Genomic DNA, 21,956 nt, shown 5'->3' with positions numbered 1-21,956 from the left:
TTAGCGGAAGTTTTTCTTGAGGTTATAGAATTTGTTCAGCTCCGCTGAAAACTTATAAATTCTATAACCATAAGAATGGGTTTATAGGAGGGAAACCATTGTATATAAAGAACAAGGTTTTGCGTTTTGCCACTTTTATCATATTGGTGCTGCTGATCATCTATTTAGGCTCAAAGGTAAACTTTGTGTTTCAGCCGTTGCTCTCGTTGGTTCAGGTTGTAGCTATTCCATTATTGCTCGCGGTATTCTTCTATTACCTGATCAGGCCGCTTGTCAGATATATGACAAAGTACAGGATCAACCGGACCGCTTCGATTTTGTTGATTTATTTGCTCTTTGTTCTTGCACTGGTTTGGTTCAGTGCCAGTCAGTGGCCGCGGCTTCAGGAGCAATTGGTAAGCTTTCTGAATAATATCCCGAACCTGTTCTATGAATTGGGGGAAAGAATCAACGAACTGGAGCAGAGCGGGTTCCTCTCTTCGTTGTTTCCGGCAGGTGCCAGCCCGCTGTCTTCGGTGACGGATTACTTGAACAAGGGTCTCGCTCTTTTGACGAACTCTGTAGGAGGAATGGTCTCGTTTGTATCCGACTTTACGGTTGTGCTGTTCACGTTCCCGATCCTGCTTTTCTTCATGCTCAAGGAAGAAGGAAAGTTAGGCAAGCGGATTGCAGGTGCGGCGCCAACCCGTTTCCAAGACGAAACCCGTTCCATCATTACAGAGATTGATCAAGTGCTGAGCGGGTTTATTATCGGGCGAGTGCTGATCAACCTGGCGTTAGGGGTGTTGATGTACTTTGGTTTTATTCTTATTGGTCTGCCGTATGCCTTTTTACTGACAGCGGTAGCCGTGATCGCGAATTTTGTGCCTTTTATAGGAGCCATTCTGTCCGCGATCCCGATCGTTATTGTCGGTCTGACGCAGTCGCCATCAACGGCTATATGGTCCCTTGTTATCATACTAGTCGCTCAACAGATTCAGGATAACCTGGTGGCCCCTTATGTGTTCGGGAAAAGCCTGGACATTCACCCGCTCACGACCATCATTCTGGTGCTGGCCGCAGGCGATATTTGGGGCATTATCGGCATGATCATTGTGATCCCCCTGTATATGATTGTGAAAATCATTGCGGTGCGTGTCTTTAATTTGTTCTTCAAGAACAAGTGGATGCAGCTATAGACAAAAAATGGTCTTGATTGGATATCTGTTATTTATGGAGAAGAGAAGATGGTGAAGCCTTGAAATCAAATAAGCAGGATGAACAAGAGCAAGGTGAGTTATTCGTCTTTAAAGAACCGTTTTTTGATTTTTTTCTTTACGATTTACTTGAAAATTCCTTGGCCAAAAGTGAAGAACGGAGTGACATCAGCTCCACAGAAGTTGAAGAAAAGAAAAACGTGTAGGAAGCCGCATATTGCGGCTTTTTTTCATTTCTCCACAAATCAAAGCACTTTCTGATAAGGTATTAACTGGAAAATTGTCTTTAGGCAACCTTTAGATCGAATTTAAGCAATTTTAAGAGTGATTTCCTATAATACGAATGGTTAGAAGCCAAATCTATACATATAAAAATTCTGGGGAGTGAGTAGATGTCACAGTTTTCAATACGCCGTCCCGTAACCGTCTTTATGCTGGTTATGGCTTTATTGATCGGGGGCGGCATCTTTGTGTTCAAACTTCCGGTTGAGAAGATGCCTGAAATGGAATCTCCTGTTGTAACCGTTGTAACCAGTGTGCCGGGCGCTACACCATCGGAAGTTGAGGAATTGGTATCCAAACCGATTGAAAGCAGTCTTGCGTCGGTAGAGAACGTGGATACGATCAGCTCTCAATCGCAGGAAGGCTCATCCATGGTAACCGTTCTGTTCAATTGGGGGATTGATCTGGATCAGGCGACGATAGATATCAGGGATAGCCTGGATAGCGTCAGGGACACTTTACCGGATTCGGCCAAGTCTCCACGGATCATGAAGCTCAACGTAAATACAGAGCCAATCATTAACCTGTCTTTAACCGGGGATATAGATGTTAATATTTTAAAGCCTATTGCTGAGGATGTTGTCCAGCCGAGTCTTGAGAGAATAGCTGGGGTTGCCTCAGTAAGTGTAACAGGGGGGCAAGACCGTTTAATTCGTATCACGCTGGATCCATTGAAACTTGAAAGCTACGGAATCACACTTGACCAGGTGACCCAGGCGCTTTCAGATCATAACCTGTCGGGCTCCGCCGGGGCCGTGGCAAAGGGGAGCACTGAAGTACAGATTCGTATTCAGGGAGAATACAAGGCAGTTTCAGAAATGGAGGAAACTCCGATTCCAGTTGGCTCGGGAGCAGTCAAATTGAAAGAAATTGCTACGATCGTGGATGATTTCTCCGATGTCACTTCCATTTCTACTTACAACGGACAACCGAGTATCAACATCGGGGTCACAAAAGCGTCTGGAGGCAACACGCTGCAGATTGCCAATGCTGTGAAGGAAAACCTGGATTCAATCCGGCAGGAGCTGCCGGAAGGCAGCGAGCTTGAGCTGGTTACAGATTCCTCTGAGTCGATTAACGATTCTATGTACCTGTTAGTAGAGCATACTCTGTTGGGAATTGCTATCGCAGCCATCATCTTGATATTGTTCCTGAACAGCGTACATTCAACCATCATCGCGACCATTGTGATTCCGATTTCATTCGTGGCTACATTCATCATGATGTATTTCACACATCAGACGATTAACATCATTTCTCTTGCCGGTTTGCTGCTCGGGTTGGGTTCCTTTGTAGACTTTGCGGTCGTGATCATTGAGAATATTTTCAGACAGCGGCATGAGGGGAAAAGCATGCTGCAGGCAGCTATCGAAGGTTCAAAGCAGGTCGGCAATGCCGTCATGGCGTCTGCTCTCGCACAGATTGTGGTTTTCCTACCGGTTCTGTTTGTAGAGGGTCTTGCAGGGCAATTGTTCATACCACTAGCCTTGACGGTCATCTTCTCCCACATCGCGGCATTGGTTGTTTCCTTAATGCTTGTTCCGATGCTGAGCTCCCGCTTCCTGCCCAAAGTTCCGGATGAGTCGCTATATACGTCAGGCACTTACCGCGGCGTGAATCCGATCGTTTGGTTTAATATTGGATTCGAGAAGTTCAAACAAGGCTACAGCAACACGCTGAATTGGAGCATTAACCATAGAAAAACCGTCATCATGGCTACCCTTCTTATGTTTATAGGTGCGGGAGCAATGGTAACTCTGGTCAAGATGGAATTTATCCCAAGTGGTGATCAAGGAGAGTTCGACATATCGGTTGAATTGCCGAATGGAACGAAGCTGGAGGAGACCCAGAGGATCGTGCAGCAAATCGAAAATGAAATATTGAATATCCCTGAATTGGATAAGATGACGGCAACCGTAGGATCTGCTGGCGGGTACAGTACCGTAAATCCGACGAATGCAGCAACACTCAATGTAACCCTGGTCGAAGGGCACACGCGTTCTACAGACCAGGTTGTGTCGGAACTGCGTGGCAAGATTACCAGCCTGCCGGATGCAGAGGTTACCATCAGCGCGTCCGAAAGCTTCTCTTCCGGTGCTGCTGTGCAAGTCAACTTAAAAGGCGACGATATGGATGTATTAAGGGAGCTTTCCGATCAGCTCGTCGCGCAAATCAAAAATATTGAAGGAACAGTTAACGTTGCCAGCACACTGGATTCTGTAAGGGAAGAGTATGAAGTGACCATTAACCGCCAGCTTGCAGCCCGGTACGGACTGTCGGCAGCGCAAATTTTATCGGCTGTGCGTACTTCCTTCGATGGCTTTGTCGCTACAACGTACCGTACCGGAGATGACCAGATTGATGTTCGGATTTCACTGCCTGAACAATACAAAAAGGACTTCTCTTACCTGGAAAGGCTGCGGATTACGACAGCCCAAGGTCTTGACGTTCCGCTGTCTGCGGTTGCAGCTTTAAGCCAAGTGCAAGTACCGGACACGATTACACGTGCAGACCAGGTACGTCAGGTTAAAATTACGGGTGATATTGATGGCAGAGACGTAACTGCTGTTAGTCGGGATGTGGCCAACCTGTTAAGCCATTTGCAGTTGCCTGAAGGCTACTCTACCGACACCAGCGGCGGCGAAGAGGAGCAGATGATGGAATCATTTATAAACCTCGGTATTGCGATGCTGCTGTCTATTGTACTGATTTATATGGTTATGGCCGGTCAGTTCGAATCTCTCTTTACACCGTTTGTGATTATGTTCTCCATCCCGCCAACCTTTATAGGTGTTGTACTGGGCTTGGTGTTGACAGGAACAACTCTGAGTGTATTGGCTATTATCGGATATATCATGCTCACAGGACTTGTTGTTAACAATGCAATTGTCATGATTGATTTTATTATTCAGCTCCGCAAGGAGGGAATGGACAGGGAAAAGGCGATCATACTGGCGGCAACCGAGCGGCTGCGGCCGATTCTGATGACGATGCTTGCGACGGTTCTTGCCTTGTTGCCAGTGGCATTTTCCCAGGACCCAAACAACCAGGAAATAGCGCCTATGGCCGTGATCGTTGTATTTGGTCTTTCTTTCTCATCGATCATTACATTAATACTGATTCCTGTCATCTATATTTTGCTGGATAACATGACGATTAGACACAATAGTCGCAAAATGAAACGCCAGCAGAAAAGAGATGCCAGAAAGCAAGGCAAGCTTGAGCAAAACAGTGTACAGCCCTAAAAGCAGAACATAGTGAGGTGGGAGAAAATGAATAAGAAAAACATGACCATGATATCGGCTTTTGCTTTAGCCGCAGCGTTGGCCGGATGCTCCGGGGGAGAATCCCCCGCAGCCGCACCAGCGGAACAAGCCGCCGTATCTGTCGAAACAGGTCAAGTAAAAAGAGGCAGCATTAAAGACGAAGCAGGAATTGTCGGCACCCTGACTCCTAACAAATCAGTTCAGATTGCCCCAAAGATTAATGGCACGATCGCAAGCATCAATTTGCGTATTGGCCAAAATATAAATAAGGGGGATATCCTGTTTACGCTGGATCAGAAGGAGATTCGGGATAACATTACCCAGGCTCAGGAATCCTATAATGTGGCACTGGCCAGTCTGAAAGAGGCACAGGACAGCGCAGAGCAATCGGTACAGCAGGCAGAATCCGGCGTGGATCAGGCTAAAAGCGCCCTCGTTCAGCAGCAAAGCTCTATTGAACAGGCGAAAAGTTCCGTCGCTGATGCCGAGAGTTCTCTGCGTGACGCACAAAATATGTTGAATCGCAGCCAGCAGCTATTTGCCGCCGGAGCCGTATCGCAAACGGAGCTCGAACAGGCGCAGACTACGGCCAGACAGGCGCAAAGCGCTCTGGATAATGCCAAGCTTACGCTTAGAAATGCGCAATCTTCCCTGGAAAGCGCACAGACAACGTACAACAATGCTGTGAAGTCCCTCCAGCTTGCCCGTAACGGATCTGGAGTTGGTGTATCTCGTGCGAGCGTCAATCAAGCCCGCTCCAACCTGCAGACAACACGCAGCCAACTGGTGGACGCGACCGTGAAAGCACCCATGTCAGGCACCATCTCGGCCGTGAACGGAACAGCAGGTCAGCTTGTCAGTTCACAGGCAGCCGTGGTCACGATTGCCAATACGAATCCAGTCCTGGTGAAAGTGAATTTAGCTGAATCTGAAATGATGAATGTGAAAGTGGGTTCTGCGGTGGCGGTAGAAATTCCTTCACTGGAGAAAAGAATCAATGCCAAGATCACAGCGATCGGCTCTGTCATGGATGAAGAACTTCGTGCTTATCCTGTTGAAATTTCCGTAGACAACCCGTCCAATACGCTTAAAGCAGGCATGGTAGCCAATGTATATACCCAATCCGGGGCAGCGGAAGGGCTGCTTATTCCTCAAGGAGCTGTAACGGAAAAGGCGGGAACCAAATACGTCTATATTGTAGAAGCGAATGTTGCCAAACAGGTGCAGATCACAACGGGAGAAGAGAGTGCCAATCAGGTGCAAGTGACGGAGGGTCTCTCGGAAGGGCAGCAAATCGTTGTAAAAGGTGCCACCATGCTTACTGACGGTGCTCCGGTATCCGTCGCGAATTATTGAACACGCCCGAATTCAGGAGATGAATGAACTACTGCCCGAATATTGCCCGAACGTGCACAAGCCCTGCCCTTGTGTACGTTTTTTTTGTTGATGTTTTCCCGTATTATATAATAATGTTTGTATAGAAATGGCCATTCTTTTTGGCATAGGTGTTTTTGGAAAAGATATATAGAGGTGAAGAATGAATAATAAAAGAGCTGCCACTCCTAATGAATCGGAGCGAATCACGACTTCCAGAATCCCGGTTCTGATTTGGGTGGCCATCATATATAGCGAGGTTATGATATTTCAGCTTCTCAGTGAACCGATGCTACTGAGGAGTATTCTGTTTACCGTGGCAATGGCAGTGCATTGCTGTTTATATTGGTTTGCGGACAGACTTGTAGGGTACGGGCCTTGGCTGTATTGGTCTGCGCACAAGCTTGTAAGGTACGGACCCTGGTTATATTTTGTTCTGCAAGGAGCTATCATCTTTTTGAGCTCATATCTTCTGCCCGTCGGCTTTCCGATCGTCCTGGTTTGCCTGATTCCCGTTCTGATCGGTCAAGGAGTCGGGGTTTATTATCAACCGTTGAAAGTAACAATGCTGTTTCTGGCTCTCTATCTTCTGTTTTGTGCTGTAGTGATCTGGTTTCACAATGGGGAAAAAATCGGTATTCTCATGCCTGTCCTTACCATGCTGATTGTCGTGGTTGTTGCATACGCGCTGCTTTTTTATCAGCAGGTTCATGCCAGAGTACGGACCCAGACCTTTCTCCGTGAGCTGGAGACTGCCCATCAGAAGGTGGAGGAGCTTACGCTGGCCAATGAGCGGCAACGTATGGCGCGTGACCTGCATGATACCCTTGCCCAGGGACTGGCCGGGCTTATTATGCAGTTGGAAGCCATCGATGCACACTTGACAAAAGGCGGGACCAAAAGAGCGCATGAAATCGTGCAGCAATCCATGTCTCAGGCCAGACGCTCTCTGTCCGAAGCGAGAAGAGCCATTGATAACCTCAGATCCCAATCCGCTGTTGAAGTTGATTTCACGGAGGCCGTTCGGGAAGAAGCGCAGCGGTTCACCCTGGCTACAGGCATTCCCGTTAACCTGGAACTTGAGGTGAAGGCATCACTATCTACGCTCGTTACTGAGCATGCGAAGCACATCGTAAGAGAATGCTTAACCAACGTAGCCAAGCATGCCCATGCCAAGATTGTATACATTCGTATGATGAATATTGAACAGATGTTGCGTATGCAAATAAGAGACAATGGAAAAGGATTTAACATCCAAACCATTGGAAGAAAAGCCGGGCATTACGGATTGATCGGGATCCAAGAGCGCGTGCGATTGCTTGGGGGAAGCATGAGCATTCAAAGCTCCGCACGGGAAGGGACATCTATCGAAATTGAGATGCCATTGGCAAAGGAGGCCCGTCATGAAATGTAAAGTGTTCATTGTTGATGATCATTGGGTCGTCAGGGAAGGGTTAAAGCTTATTCTTGAAACCAACAGCCAATACGAAGTAGCCGGAGAAGCGGAAGAGGGACGCACAGCTCTCAGCCTGATCGAGGAGCTGGCTCCGGATGTCATCCTGATGGATTTGAACATGCCCGGAATGAGCGGACTTGAAACGATGGAGGCGCTTAGAGAAAGAAATAACAAGACACCTGTCATTATTCTCACGACATATAACGAAGATGATTTAATGATTAAAGGCCTGTCACTGGGAGCAAAAGGATATTTACTCAAGGATACGAGCCGTGAAAATTTATTTCGGACACTTGAATCCGCCCTGCGCGGAGAAACGCTGCTTCAACCGGAAATTACGGCAAAAGTGTTTGCAGACAGGTTGAAAAAAGAGACGCCTCCAGTTCCAGTCCGTGAACAAACCTTAATTAGCGAGAAAGAAATGTTCATTCTGCAATCGATCGCCCGCGGCTGCAGAAGCAAAGAAATAGCCTTTGATCTGGGGATTTCCGAAAGGACCGTAAAGGCTCATCTCACGAATATCTACAATAAATTGGGTGTCGATTCCCGCTCGGAAGCAGTGGCTGTTTCCGTGGAACGGGGAATTCTCCATTTGTAATAAGCTGATATATATTGCCCGGTCGTACATAAGGGTCCTGCCCCTTTGTACGATTTTTTTATTTGCTCTTTAATATAACATCTGGATAAGGAGATGTTTGAGCTCTCAAAGGGGGAGAAGCATGAATTTAAATCAAAAGGAGAAACTAACGTATCCGCTTTTTAATGATCAATTCTTCGAAAAGTTTATTCAGTATTTGCCCGAGCTGACTGAGATAGCGGCACAAAGACGGACGAACGGGCCGGTGAAATCCAAGGAAACTGCCGGAAGAAAGAAATAGCAACGTTAAAAGGAAGGGATTCAATGAATTCGATTCATAAGGAAGAACAAGAGTATCCAGGCCTTAATGAGCCGTTTTTTGATTTTTTTCTTTATTATTTACCTGAGTTTTCATACATGGAAGAAAACGGGGAAGAGGGCAAAAAATCCTCAAAAAAGAGGAAGAAGCAGGCTAACCACCTTCCCATTCCGGAGAAAATTCAATAAATCACAACCTTGGCTGGTCGCAGTCTGATACGGCCGCCAACACTTTAAACCGGTGCCTGTTTTTTGCTCCGGTTTTTTTGAATTTGCTCGTTATATGCCGGAAGTAAGGGAAAATAGGTTTACAAATCGTAATTTTTACTATAATATGTTTTATTGTTAATGTGTAATAATTACGAATAAAGAAAGGGTTTAAGAAAATGAAATTTTGGAATCATAGTTTAACTGCGTTATCTCTGTCTGTAATGCTGGTGGCAGCCGGATGCGGCTCAAGTACAAGTTCGGAGGGCAATAATAGCGCTGGTAACAGCAGTTCATCCTCAACAGGAGCATCCGCAAACACAGAGGCAACGGAAAAGCTGGAGATTAAAACGAGCTTTTATCCCATGTACGAATTTACGCGCCATGTTGCAGGTGATCTGGCCAATGTGGAAAATCTGGTTCCCGCAGGCATGGAGCCTCATGATTGGGAGCCGACGGCACAGGATATGGCCGCCATTACGGATGCCGATGTGCTCATATACAGCGGTGCGGGCATGGAAGGCTGGGCAGAACAGGTTCTCGATAGCGCGACTGGTTCCGGGCTTAAGGCCATTGAAGCCAGTCATGGGATCGAACTGTTGAAAGACGCAGAAGAAGGGCATGAAGCTCAGGGCCACGGAGAAAGCGGTCATCACCACGACCACGGGAGCTTGGACCCGCATGTATGGCTGTCTCCGGCACTGGCGGCTCAGGAGGTGCGCACCATCGAAAAGGGCCTGTCTGAAGCGGCTCCGGAATATAAAGACCAGTTCAAAGCCAATGCCGATGCTTATGTAGCCGAGCTTGAAGCGCTTGACAAGGATTTTACCGCAGCCTTGCAGGACAGCAAGCGCAAGGACTTCATCACACAGCATGCCGCCTTTGGTTATCTTGCCAAACAGTACGGACTGACTCAAGTTCCGATCGCCGGACTGTCGCCTGACCAGGAGCCGTCTCCTTCCCGGATGGCTGACATCGTCAAGTTCGCGAAGGAGCACAACGTGAAGACGATCTTTTTCGAGACACTGGTTTCTTCCAAGGTGGCTGATACGATAGCTAACGAGATCGGAGCCAAATCTGCGGTTCTGAATCCGATTGAAGGTTTGTCTGAAGAAGAGCTGGCTGACGGGCTTGATTATATTAAAGTCATGCGTCAGAATCTTGAAGCTTTACAGGCGGCGTTGAACGAATAACACATTGAATGATGATGGACCGGATACAGTATAATCATCTTGGCCTGACGACTCGCTACGATCAATTGGCGATTAAGTCAAGGCCTTTTTTTCGTACCTCCCATTTATGTTATGGGTGAGGGTTGAAGGCATCATTTGTCATGGTATACTATGGGCGTTGCCAAGGCATCCAAGTCAAGGTGTTCCTTTAAAGCCGACGAGGGAGTGACCCGTATGCTGTATTCGCTTAAAAGCCGCCTGATCACGGCATTCGTGCTGCTGTTCGTACTGTCTTTCTACGTCATGACACTGCTGTTGTTCAATGAATCACGCTCCATTATCCGCTCCTATCTTGAGTCTTCGGCACTGGAGAAGATGGACGAATACGGCTCATTCATCGATATGGCGCAGGCGCAAATGTATGATTTCTCCTCGCTCGTCTTCAACAGCGAGCTGACGCACCAGTGGGAGCTGGCCATGGCCGATCCGGCGCTGTCGGCAGGCGAGAAAAGTCTCGCGAACCTCAACTTCAGCCGCTTTCTGACCCAGACGACAAACAATTATTCGATCATCTCCTCCGTATTTCTTTACCGGGATGACGGACTGCGAATCGGCATGAACAACGAGGTGGTCAACGATCCTTCCTTCAAAGAGGAGGCGTGGTACCGGGATTTCAAGGAGCACAGCATTCGCTGGGTGCCTGCCCATCTCGATCGGTATTCGCAGCAGTACAATAACAAGCCTGTCATCAGCCTGCTGATGCCGATCGGGCACTTCGAGCCGTCTCTTGCCAAAACCATAATGAAGGTGAATATTAGCTCCTCCTATTTGCTGGACCCGCTGAACCGGATTCATCTGGGAGAGAACGGCACGATTTTTCTCGTGAATGAGCTTCTGCAGCCGATGCTGTCCCAGAAGCAATACAGCAAACATGCAGACATGCTGGACAAGGTGGGGGGGCTGCGCGCCGGAACGAACAAGCAGGGCGTTGAATATACCCCAGGCCAGGAGGAGGGAGACGAGATTCTGGTATACAAAAAGCTAGTCCGTACCGACTGGATGCTGGTAGGCTTCGTCTCGGAAGCGGATCTGTACGGCCAGCTCTTCAAGCTGCGGGACAGCATGATGACGTTCGCGGTTATTCTGCTGCTTGTGTCCGTCCTCATCGCTATCTGGCTGTCGCACGGGATTACGAGGCCGCTGTCGCGCCTTGTGTCGGCTATGCACCATGTCCAGCGTGGCGATTTCGCGGGCGCCGAAGCCAAGCTCCCCGCCGGCGGCAGCGTGCGCAATGAGGTGGGTTTCGTCACCTCAACGTTCCGTAACATGGTCAGCCAGCTTCGTACCCACATCAAAACCGAGTTTGAGCTGAAGCTGCTGCGCCAGCAGGCGGAATACAAGACACTGCTGATGCAGATCAATCCGCATTTCCTGTTTAATACGCTGGAGCTGATGAGTTCCCTTGCAATGCAGAAGCGGACGGATGATACGGTGCAGGTGATCGAAGCGCTTGGCAAAATGCTGCGCTTCTCACTCCGCATTAGCGACGATGTAATCCGGCTCACAGAGGAGCTGAAATATGTGAAGGATTATATGTCCATCCTCGAAGTACGCTTCGGGGACAAGCTGCACCTGACCATGGAGGTGGATGAAGGATTGGAAGATGCCATGATCATCAAATTTATTCTCCAACCTTTAATTGAAAACGCTGTCAAGTACAGCTTCCGGCAATCGCCTGAAGCCTGTGTGAATATCCGGGTGAGGAGAGAGAATGACTGCGTCCGGCTGTCGGTCACTGATCATGGACCGGGCATGCCTGCAGAGCTACTGCGCAAGCTGACGGACCAGGCTGCCTACGCCCAGCTTGACCAAATCCTTGCCAGCCGCAGCCGGGAGATCGGACTAGGCAACGTGCTAGCCCGCTGCAGATTGTATTATGGAAAGCTGTTCGGATTGCGGATTGAATCGGTTGCCGGAGAAGGGACCGTCATTGAACTTATTTTGCCATTCCGGGAGGAGATTGCGCATGTATCGAGTGTTGATCGTGGATGATGAGCGGGAAATCCGCCAGGGCCTAAGACTGAAAATAGATTGGGAGCAGCTTGGCCTGACGATTGCCGGAGAAGCGGGGAACGGTGCCGAAGCGATGGAAAAGCTTGCCGATGAAGGATTTGATATTGTCATCACGGACATGAATATGCCGCTCATGAACGGCGTTTCCCTGCTGAAGGCGTGCCATGAGCAGCACCCGGAGCTGCGGCTGCTCATCATTACAGGCTACGAGGATATTCATTATGCGAAGGCCGCCGTCCGGCACCAGGCCAGAGATTATTTGCTCAAGCCCGTAGCCAGAACCGAGCTGACCGAAGCGTTGACTCGGCTGCGCGAAGAGCTTGATGCCGAGCGGGCTGAGCAGGGCCAGGCATCCATCATGCAATGGAGACTGTCACAATATTACATGGAGATGAAGGAGCATTTCATCGTGCATCTCGTTAAGGAGAAGCTTGTCCAGGAGCGCGATATGCTGGAGCAGGCCAGGCTGTTCCAGTTGCATGACTGGGATGCTTGCGCCGTCCGTTTCATGACGGTCGGGCTGCGGGAGCGGTCATCCGATCTGGAAGGACAAGAATCCGTGCGCACGCCGGAAAAGCTCCGTTTACCGTTCGAGCTCGTCTGCCGCGAAAACGTGCATCCCTATGCCGAAACGGCGTGCATATTTCATGATCCGAACTATCCGGGATTGATGCACATCGTATCAACGCTGGACGATAAACGACTCGCTCACCTGAGCGATACGCTGAAAAGAAATGTGTTCGCTTACATCGGAATTGAGCCCTTTGTGGGCATCGGTCATTCCATCACCGGATTTAAGCAGTGGGGTGAAGGCTATCTGTCTGCACTGCTCACGTGGAAGGACAAACCATCGCTTATGGATGCGGTACAGCAATACATAGACGATAATTACATGTTCGACCTGAATTTAACGATGATCGCCGAACGGTTTAACTACAATCCGTCGTACTTTTCCGAGATGTTCAAAGCAAAGGTTGGCAAGACGTTCATTCAATACTTGACCGACATCCGTATGGTGCATGCCACCCGCCTGCTGGAAGAGACGAAGCTGGGTTTGTGGGAAATTGCGGAGCTTACAGGATTTTCCAATGCGAGCTATTTCAGCACCAAGTTCAAGCGCATGTACGGCATGAGCCCATCGGAGTACCGCCAGCAGCAACCCGAAAAATTTAAGAGCGAAGAGCCGAAGAAATAGAATTCCGGCGTATGCGTATCGCGGGTATGCTAAACCTATACCAACTATTATTCGCCCATAAGGAGGGTGTACACCGCATGCGCAAACTGCCAAGAGCACGGGACAATCTGACCGCGTATACGTTTTTGCTGCCATGGCTGCTCGGCTTTTTCTGCCTGACACTTGGTCCCATGCTCGCTTCCTTGTACCTGTCGCTGACCCGGTTCAATTTGTTCAGCCCGCCCGTCTGGATCGGGTTGGATAACTATGTCACGATATTTACCGAAGACAGCACATTCGCCGCCTCGCTTGCCGTCACCTTCAAATACGTATTCCTGTCGGTTCCGCTGCGGCTGATCTTTGCGCTGCTTGTAGCGATGGCGCTGAACAAAGGCATCAGGGCGCTCGGCTTTTACCGTACGGTTTATTATCTGCCATCCCTGCTCGGAGGAAGCGTAGCCATTGCGATCGTATGGCGGCAACTGTTTGAAGGAACCGGGGTCGTCAACCGGCTGTTGGCCGAACTGGGCATCGAAGGACCGTCCTGGATCTCCCATCCCGATTACGTCGTCTACACGATCGTGACACTGTCTGTCTGGCAGTTCGGCTCGGCGATGGTCATTTTCCTGGCTGGCTTAAAGCAAATCCCGGCCGATCTGTATGAGGCGTCACAGGTGGACGGGGCGGGCAAAATGCGGCAGTTTTTCCGGATTACGCTCCCGCTGCTGTCACCGGTCATTTTCTTCAATCTCATTATGAGCATCATCAACACGTTCCAGGCGTTTACGCCTGCTTTCATGATCGGGGACGGACGCGGCGGGCCGCTGGATGCAACGATGTTTTACACGCTTTACCTGTATTTGAAGGGCTTCTCCTTCTTCGACATGGGTTACGCTTCCGCACTGGCCTGGATTATGCTCATCATTATCGGAATATTCACCGCTATCGTGTTCAGCACCTCGAAATATTGGGTGTTCTACGGCGATGGCAGAGAAGGGAGGTAACATGCCATGACGAACAGGCAAAATCTGACCCGGTTGGGCAGGCATATCGTGATCATCCTGATCGGCATCGGCATGCTATATCCGGTCCTCTGGCTCATCGCCAGCTCCTTCAAGCCCAATACGATGATTTTCACCAATACGGGACTTTGGCCGGCACAGTTCACACTTGATAACTACATCAATGGCTGGCGGGGACTTAACGGTGTATCCTTCGGGCGCTTTTTCATGAACTCGGCGCTGATCTCAGTTATGAGTGTGCTCGGAAATGTCATCACCTGTTCATTCGCGGCTTTCGCCTTCGGACGGCTCGAATTCCGGTTCAAGAAGCTGTGGTTCACACTTATGCTGGTGACAATTATGTTGCCTTACCACGTTACACTTGTGCCGCAGTACATGATCTACAATGAGTTTCAATGGATCAACACCTATTATCCGCTGATCCTGCCCAAATGGCTGGCGCATGATTCTTTTTTCATCCTGCTGATGGTGCAGTTCATTCGTGGCATTCCGCGCGAGCTGGATGAGAGCGCGACGATCGACGGCTGCAGCCAGCGGCAAATATATTTGCGGATTATGCTGCCGCTGCTTGTACCCGCACTGATTACGACGGCGATTTTCACATTCATCTGGTCATGGGATGATTTCTTCAGTCAAATGATCTACCTGAGCGACATCCGGCTGTTCACTGTGCAGCTTGGCATCCGCTCCTTGTTCGATCCTTCCGGCCAGTCTGACTGGGGCGCTCTGCTGGCGATGTCCGCGCTGTCACTGCTGCCGATCACGGCGGTCTTCCTCCTGTTCCAAAAGTACTTCCTGGAAGGGATTGCGACGACAGGCTTGAAATAAGAAGTGACTTGAAATAAAAAGTTAGCAGCCTGGCAAAACGTAATTGTAAGCGCTTTATACCAATACAAAAAACAGGGGTGAGCAGTTGTATGAAAAAAACAATGCTGGCATGCACATTAGCTCTTCTGATGACCGTACTGGCGGCATGCTCGGGAGGAACGAGCGGTGGACCGCCCGGGGGAGCCGACGCTAACAGCGGAACGGCGAATACCGGATCAGCCCCCGGGCAGGTTGAGCTGCGCGTGATGTGGTGGGGGGATCAAGCCCGCGCTGACCGTACGAATGAGGCACTCAAGCTGTTTATGGAGAAAAATCCAGACATTAAGGTAATCGGCGAATTCGCGCCGAACTCCGGTTATTTCGATAAGCTGAATACGCAGCTTGCATCAGGCACCGCACCGGACGTTTTCTTTCTCGGCGGTAATGTTGTCGATTATGCGAAGAAGGGCGTGCTGCTGGATCTCGGCCCTTACGTCGGCAAGGAGCTCGACCTGAAGGATGTGGATAAAGCGATGGTGGAATACGGCACATTTGACGGCAAGCTGCAGCATATCTCGGCAGGCGCCAACGCCAGAGGCATCATCATCAACACGTCGATGTTCGAGAAAGCGGGCATTCCTGTTCCGCTGGACGGCTGGACATGGGAAGACTATGCGGCGGTCAGCAAGCAAATTTCCGATAAGCTCGGCAAAGGTTACTATGGCACATATAACTTCACCTTCGACGGCATGGATATTTACTTAAAGCAGCACGGAAAGCAGTTGTACGATATGCCGAACAACCAGCTTGGCTACACGGAAGCGGATATTCGTCCATGGTTTGATTTCTGGCAAAAGACTGCCGAAGCTGGCGGCGTTGCCACACCGGAGCTGCAGGTATCCAATCCGCCGACTGATACGGGCAAGTCGCTGATCATTACAGGCAAGGTCGCAATGACGCTGGCCGCCTCCAACCAGCTTACCGCGATGCAAGGTATGACACAGGATAAGCTGACACTCGTGCAGGTGCCACGGGGCCAGAAGGGAACCGGTGTTGTGTTCGAATCCAGTCAGGGCATGTCCGGTTATGCCAAAACCGGGCATCCGGCTGAGGTCGCCCGGCTGATGAGCTTCTGGGTCAACGATCCGGATGTGGCGAAGATTCTTGGCAACGACCGCGGCGTGCCGGTAACGGCCCCCAACCGCAAGCTGCTCGAAAGCGATGCGAACGAGGTAGACAGCATCATTTACGACTATACGAGCAGGGTTTCCAAGCAGGCTGAGAGCGAACCGTTTGCGGTCAGTTACAATCTGCCGGGATTCTCCGAATTTTCCAAGCTGGCGGAGACGACCGTTCAGGAAATCGGCTTTGGCAAGAAAACGGTCGAGCAGGCAGTTGCCGATTTTTATAGCGGGACGGTCAAAATTTTCGAAAGCAATAAATAACAGGGGTTCCTGCGCTGGTGAACCGGTAACAAACGAGGAGGAAATCGGATGAGAGAGCAGTTGTTGAAACGGCTGCGCAGTATAGACATGGTCCAAAAGGCCGGCCCGCTGAAGAAGGAGTCAGATGCCGCCGTTCTGGCTGAATGGGAGCGGTCCGGCGTTCGGTTTGTTTCGCCAGGCCCATTGGAGAACGTGTACTACCACGCGATTGGGAAGCTGCTGGACTGCATCGTTCCAACCGGCGGCTCGCAGCCGATCCTGCATGAAGGCGGCGTTTACCTCGGCTGCTGGCTGGAAAGCACGGGCACGATTAACGCAGAACTGCTGGCACGATTCATACCTTCGGTGTCGGAATCAACATACCGCGCTTTTGCGGCTCACCAGCGTGAGGATGGGCTGTTGCCCTACAAGGTGACGGCGGATGGCCCGGTGTTTCGCCAAATTCAGATGGTCACACCGCTGGCCCGCAGTGTCTGGAATTATGATGCGCTGCATGACCGGAACGACGATTTCCTGCGCACGATGTATTCCGCGATGAGCAGGCATGACCAGTGGCTGGCCGAAAACCGCAATACCCGCGGAACAGGTGGTGTTGAGGCGTTCTGCACGTTCGATACCGGCCATGATCTGTCGCCGCGCTTCTGGCATGTGCCGGATACGCCGCATCTCGGCGACCCGGCGCGCTGCTATCCGGATTCGCCGATCCTGCCGTTCATCGCGCCGGATTTAACGGCCAACGTTTACTGCCAGCGCACCTATTTGGCCCGGATCGCCGAAGCGCTTGGCGAGAACGGAGAAGAATGGCGTGTTAAAGCGGAGAAGAGCCTGCAAAGCTTGTTTACCCAGTGCTTCGACACCGAGGACTACTTCTTCTACGACCTGGATCGGCATGACCGGTTTGTCCGCGCACAGTCCGATGTGCTGCTGCGTGTAATGGCGTGCGAGGTCGGCGACCGTGCGTTTTTCGATACGATGCTGCAGCAGTATTTGCTGAACACACGTAAATTTTTTGCCAAATATCCGTTCACCTCCATGGCCATGGATGATCCGCGCTTCGATCCGTTCTCCAGCTATAACAGTTGGAGCGGTCCGTCTAACTTTTTGAGCCTGATCCGTGCCCCGCACGCCTTCGAGCATCATAGCAGGCATGTGGAGCTGACGTGGGTCATGTTCCCGATTCTGGCTGCGATGGCCAAGATGAAACGTTTTGCCCAGTGCTTAAGCCCATGGACCGGGGAGGAGGGGTTCACGGAAGTTTACTCACCGGCGATCCTCTGTGTACTAGACTACGTTGAACGGCTGTGCGGCATTATGCCAACGCCTGACGGTGAGCTGTGGTTTACCGGTCTGGTACCGTACGCTTTCGACCACGGCGAAGAGGTTGCGCCGTATACGGCATATGCCCGCAGCGTGGACGGAACGATGTATGAACTGATCAACCTGGCGGAGGGCAGCGAAATCGTGCGTGACGGGGAAAGTTATGTCCGGTTCCCGGCTGGAGTGCGGATCATTACCGACCACAGCGGCCGACTGAAGGGGGTTCTCGGCATGAGCACAAGAACGGTAAAGGGGAGCATTTGGTACCAGGGCGCAGAGCTTGAGTTCTCCGTCAATGGGAACGAATTGCTCGTGCTGCAGGGTAGAGCTTTTCAACGAAAACGTGATATCGGACTGATTTATCCAACATACTGATCGGCAGGCAGACCGAATCGCATACGACATTTGTAAAATTGATGCCTGCGGATAACGCGGGCTTTTCACTTGACGTTCAAATTGTATTTTCAAACTGCACTGATGACAGGTTCAATCACCGTAATGGAATTATTGATCGAATTGAGATTCACCATTGCGCCAATCGGCAAAGCAGCTTTGTACACACCGTGTCCTGTTGCCAGGTTCGTGATCAGCGGCTTGCCGAGGGGGACAATGAACTGGTTAATCAAATCCTTATAGGATGTGCCGTATGCCGCCTGACAACCCGTGCACTCCCCCATAATAATGCCAATACAATCATCAAATTTTCCGGCCAGCTTCAAATCATTTAGAAACCTGTAGACGGTATTGGTTGATTCATGGGTTTCTTCAATCACCAGAATTTTATCCCGTGTATCGATTTCGAAAGGTGTACCCAACGTATCGACAAAAGATGTCAGATTGCCTCCTACAAGTTGCCCCGTTGCGTTGCCCGGAACTCTGCTCATCAGTGGAATGCCGGGTGGATTCAGAATCCGTCGGTTCCATGAAAGCAAGGATGTCGCGGAAAAAAACTGCTCGAAATTATAAGCAGGCGTTTCGTTTTTAAAGTCTATAAGCAGCAGACTATGAAATGTGATTAAATCTGCAAATTGATACAGTACGTTTAACAGAACAGTTATGTCGCTGTAGCCTGTAACGATTTTAGGATTATTTCGGATCACATTATAATCAAGGTACGGCAGAATGCCGGCCACTCCTGTGCCGCCTCTTGTGGGCAGGATCATTTTCACCTGTGGATTTTGAAACATCATCATCAAATCGGATGCGCGTTGCTCGTCTGTGCCTGCCAGGAATCCGTTGTGTGCATATACGTGTTGTCCCAATACGACATTGAACTCCATGGCTCTCAACACTTCGATCCTTGCATTAATGGTGCTTGCATCCAAAGGGCTGCCCAAGGTCACAATTCCAATGGTATCGCCTCTTTGCAATATTGGCGGACGTATCGGCATTTCCTGATCCTCCTTCCCTGAATATAAGAAGAAGCTGTCGTGATTTCAAGTCATTAGATTATATTTATAAAGCCAGCTGCACAGTACAAAAACGAATCTCACTGGAGCTTAAAAAACATGGGAAAGTCGAGTTCCGTTCAATGACAGGAATAATAAAGAGGGGCCGCCCGAAGCCATCGTCGATGACTTTGGACAACCCCATAGTGAAATGGTTCTACAGTCAGCTGTTTTTATATACGCGCACGTAGTCGACCAGCATTTGTGACGGGAACGGCGTCGAGTTATTGGGAGGTCCCGGCCAGTTTCCACCGACCGCCATGTTCAGGAGAACAAAGAACGGCCGTTGAAATTCTTCGGTGTTCCCGGTTGCGTTCTCAATATAAAATTCATTAAACTGCTGTCCGTCGACAAACCAGCGGATATATTTGGAGTCCCACTCGATGCTGTACACATGGTATTGGGAAAAATCCAGATTGCCCGACACGCGCCCGTACTGAGCGTAACCTCCCGCATCCCAATGCACAGTGCCGTTTACATAAGGATTATTATTTACCCGTTCCATAATGTCGATTTCTCCGCAATACGGCCAACCGACCGAGCTGATGTTGCTGCCAAGCATCCAGAATGCCGGCCATAACCCTTGACCGGATGGCAGCTTGATCCGCGCTTCCACTTTTCCATAAGTAAAGGTTTGCAGGTTTTGGGTTTTGATTCGGGCCGAGGTGTAATTCATTCCGCCGTAAGCTTCTTTTTGTGCCGTAATCACCAGATTGCCGCCGGTTACCTGCAAATTTTGCGAACGGTCGGTATAGTACTGCAGCTCATTGTTTCCCCAGCCGCCGCTTCCGGTGCCGATTTCAGGGGTCCAATAGGACCGGTTTAACGAGTTTCCATTAAATTCGTCGCTCCAGATCAGAGTCCAGTTCGCTGCGCTTGCTTGTTTTGCGGGAAACAGAGCGACCAGGAGACTGAGCAGCACAACCGCACATATTCCTTTTCTTAACATATTATTCCCTCCCTCAAATAATATGAAACCTGGATCTTGGACACTTCCGGACGGCAACAGGCTTATTGGCCACTGAAAAGGGGATCACCTCTCTTTGTACTTTTCTCTTTCCGGACAGCACGTAAAGCAGAAAGTAGATAGGTTTATACCAATAAAGCGCTTACAATCATAGTATAATGGGAATATAATCCATATACAAGCTGTATTTTACAGAAAATCTGCAGGTAAGCATGCATCTTCTTTGTTCCTCACGATCATACATAAGCTCATAGTCTGCAAGGGCTTCTATTCTATTGATTATCGTTAAAGTTTTGAGGTAATGTATTCAGATTTTTATAGATACAACACCGGGGGGAAGGAGGAATTAATGCAATCTTCGAGGGGTACAGCAAACATATTAGGCATTATAGAATAGCAAATGCCGTTTCAAAGAGGAACACTATTTAATAGTATAGAGCAGGCTTTACGTTTTTGGTTTTAAGAACGCAAAGCTGAGTTTAAGATAAGAGAGTGGTGAAATATTCTTGGCAATCTTGAATCGTATTGTAAACGGTGGTTTTGAGACGGGGCTTTTAACTCCTTGGGTCTCATCCGGAACCGTTGCAGTAACAGGTGCGTTCAGTCATTCAGGAACTTTTAGTGCACAGTTAACCGGTGTTGCCTCCATCACACAGACTCAGTCGGCCACACCTGGGGAAAACTTTGAATTTTTTGTATCATTGGCTGCACCTACCGCAGGTGGAAGTCCGGCTGTCGACTTAGTTGTCGACTATTTGAACTCGGGTGTACTTGTGCTCAATGGTTTGACAGCAAATATACCTGCAACTCGGGTGCCATTAATTGATACGAATAATGCCTGGCTGGAAGTTTATTTGACAACTGCAGCAGCAGTACCGCTTGGAGCGAATGAAGTGCGGGTAACGATCTCTGTTCCTGTAGCCGGCGTTTCGGATCTGCTAGTTGATGATGTCGCTCTTCTGATAGACAGCGGCGTTACAGGCGCAACTGGAGCGACAGGAGCGACGGGAGATACTGGAGCGACAGGAGCAACGGGAGACACAGGAGCGACGGGAGATACCGGAGCAACAGGAGCAACGGGAGCGACAGGGGCAACTGGAGATACCGGGGCAACAGGAGCGACGGGAGATACTGGAGCGACAGGAGCAACGGGAGCGACAGGGGCAACTGGAGATACCGGGGCAACAGGAGCGACGGGTGATACTGGAGCAACCGGAGCAACGGGAGAGACCGGGGCCACAGGAGCGACGGGAGACACCGGAGCCACGGGTGCGACAGGAGCAACGGGAGACACCGGGGCCACAGGAGCAACGGGAGATACTGGAGCGACAGGAGCGACGGGAGCCACAGGTGCGACAGGAGAGACCGGAGCAACAGGAGCTACAGGTGCGACAGGAGAGACCGGAGCAACAGGAGCTACGGGTGCGACAGGAGAGACCGGAGCAACAGGAGCTACAGGTGCGACAGGAGAGACCGGAGCAACAGGAGAGACCGGGGCGACGGGAGCGACGGGAGATACTGGAGCGACAGGAGCAACGGGTGATACTGGAGCGACAGGAGCAACGGGTGATACTGGAGCAACCGGAGCGACGGGAGAGACCGGGGCAACAGGAGCAACGGGTGATACCGGAGCGACAGGAGCAACGGGTGATACTGGAGCAACGGGAGCGACGGGAGACACCGGAGCCACGGGTGCGACAGGAGCAACGGGAGACACCGGGGCCACAGGAGCGACGGGAGCAACAGGAGCCACAGGTGCGACAGGAGCAACGGGAGCCACAGGTGCGACAGGAGAGACCGGAGCAACAGGAGCTACGGGTGCGACAGGAGAGACCGGAGCAACAGGAGCTACAGG

General features: G+C 50.3%; 17 protein-coding genes and 1 pseudogene. 16 read left to right on the top strand and 2 right to left on the bottom strand.

The window, feature by feature from the left end; all coding sequences use genetic code 11:
• Nucleotides 1-98: 98 nt before the first annotated feature.
• The 15 genes from ACE41H_RS02650 (at nucleotide 99) to ACE41H_RS02580 (ending at nucleotide 18,061) form a co-directional block, all read left to right on the top strand.
• On the top strand, nucleotides 99-1,178 hold the full coding sequence (locus tag ACE41H_RS02650; protein WP_375353196.1) for an AI-2E family transporter: 1,080 nt from the start codon (nucleotides 99-101) through the stop codon (nucleotides 1,176-1,178).
• Between the two features lie 59 nt (nucleotides 1,179-1,237).
• On the top strand, nucleotides 1,238-1,402 hold the full coding sequence (locus ACE41H_RS02645) for a hypothetical protein (RefSeq protein ID WP_375353195.1): 165 nt from the start codon (nucleotides 1,238-1,240) through the stop codon (nucleotides 1,400-1,402).
• Between the two features lie 186 nt (nucleotides 1,403-1,588).
• The gene (locus ACE41H_RS02640) at nucleotides 1,589-4,723 is read left to right on the top strand and encodes an efflux RND transporter permease subunit (protein ID WP_375353193.1); all 3,135 of its coding nucleotides are present in this window, start codon (nucleotides 1,589-1,591) and stop codon (nucleotides 4,721-4,723) included.
• A 27-nt stretch (nucleotides 4,724-4,750) separates the two neighbouring features.
• Nucleotides 4,751-6,100, top strand: coding sequence for an efflux RND transporter periplasmic adaptor subunit (locus tag ACE41H_RS02635; RefSeq protein ID WP_375353191.1), 1,350 nt, complete (start codon nucleotides 4,751-4,753; stop codon nucleotides 6,098-6,100).
• Between the two features lie 475 nt (nucleotides 6,101-6,575).
• Nucleotides 6,576-7,532, top strand: a complete 957-nt coding sequence (locus tag ACE41H_RS02630; protein ID WP_375353189.1) for a sensor histidine kinase — start codon at nucleotides 6,576-6,578, stop codon at nucleotides 7,530-7,532.
• Entirely contained in the window at nucleotides 7,522-8,172 is a 651-nt protein-coding gene (locus tag ACE41H_RS02625; RefSeq protein WP_375353188.1) for a response regulator, read from the top strand. Before ACE41H_RS02630 ends, ACE41H_RS02625 begins: the two co-directional genes overlap by 11 nt.
• Nucleotides 8,173-8,293: 121 nt before the next feature.
• Complete coding sequence (locus ACE41H_RS02620) at nucleotides 8,294-8,452, top strand: hypothetical protein (RefSeq protein ID WP_375353186.1); 159 nt, start codon at nucleotides 8,294-8,296, stop codon at nucleotides 8,450-8,452.
• A gap of 23 nt (nucleotides 8,453-8,475) precedes the next feature.
• Entirely contained in the window at nucleotides 8,476-8,658 is a 183-nt protein-coding gene (locus ACE41H_RS02615; RefSeq protein WP_375353184.1) for a hypothetical protein, read from the top strand.
• Nucleotides 8,659-8,855: 197 nt separating this feature from the next.
• The gene (locus ACE41H_RS02610; RefSeq protein ID WP_375353182.1) at nucleotides 8,856-9,869 is read left to right on the top strand and encodes a metal ABC transporter substrate-binding protein; all 1,014 of its coding nucleotides are present in this window, start codon (nucleotides 8,856-8,858) and stop codon (nucleotides 9,867-9,869) included.
• Nucleotides 9,870-10,004: 135 nt separating this feature from the next.
• A complete protein-coding gene (locus ACE41H_RS02605) occupies nucleotides 10,005-11,900 on the top strand; it encodes a sensor histidine kinase (protein ID WP_375353180.1) in 1,896 nt (631 codons plus the stop codon).
• Complete coding sequence (locus ACE41H_RS02600) at nucleotides 11,875-13,116, top strand: response regulator transcription factor (RefSeq protein WP_375353178.1); 1,242 nt, start codon at nucleotides 11,875-11,877, stop codon at nucleotides 13,114-13,116. Before ACE41H_RS02605 ends, ACE41H_RS02600 begins: the two co-directional genes overlap by 26 nt.
• Before the next feature lie 77 nt (nucleotides 13,117-13,193).
• A complete protein-coding gene (locus ACE41H_RS02595) occupies nucleotides 13,194-14,099 on the top strand; it encodes a carbohydrate ABC transporter permease (RefSeq protein ID WP_375353176.1) in 906 nt (301 codons plus the stop codon).
• A 6-nt stretch (nucleotides 14,100-14,105) separates the two neighbouring features.
• Nucleotides 14,106-14,945, top strand: a complete 840-nt coding sequence (locus ACE41H_RS02590) for a carbohydrate ABC transporter permease (protein ID WP_375353174.1) — start codon at nucleotides 14,106-14,108, stop codon at nucleotides 14,943-14,945.
• Between the two features lie 89 nt (nucleotides 14,946-15,034).
• Entirely contained in the window at nucleotides 15,035-16,369 is a 1,335-nt protein-coding gene (locus ACE41H_RS02585; RefSeq protein ID WP_375353172.1) for an ABC transporter substrate-binding protein, read from the top strand.
• Between the two features lie 48 nt (nucleotides 16,370-16,417).
• A complete protein-coding gene (locus ACE41H_RS02580) occupies nucleotides 16,418-18,061 on the top strand; it encodes an MGH1-like glycoside hydrolase domain-containing protein (RefSeq protein ID WP_375353170.1) in 1,644 nt (547 codons plus the stop codon).
• Nucleotides 18,062-18,150: 89 nt separating this feature from the next.
• On the opposite strand, the gene ACE41H_RS02575 is transcribed toward ACE41H_RS02580, so the two are convergent.
• Entirely contained in the window at nucleotides 18,151-19,077 is a 927-nt protein-coding gene (locus ACE41H_RS02575) for a S66 peptidase family protein (protein WP_375353168.1), read from the bottom strand.
• A gap of 226 nt (nucleotides 19,078-19,303) precedes the next feature.
• Nucleotides 19,304-20,083, bottom strand: a pseudogene (locus ACE41H_RS02570) (glycoside hydrolase family 16 protein); the annotation flags it as partial.
• 524 nt (nucleotides 20,084-20,607) lie between these two features.
• Between ACE41H_RS02570 and ACE41H_RS02565 the strand changes: the two are divergent.
• A partial coding sequence (locus ACE41H_RS02565) for an NTTRR-F1 domain (protein WP_375353167.1) occupies nucleotides 20,608-21,956 on the top strand: 1,349 nt, incomplete at its 3' end.

The organism is Paenibacillus enshidis, from assembly GCF_042136365.1.
Taxonomy (GTDB): domain Bacteria; phylum Bacillota; class Bacilli; order Paenibacillales; family Paenibacillaceae; genus Paenibacillus; species Paenibacillus enshidis.
This window is presented reverse-complemented; position numbering and strand designations above follow the sequence as displayed.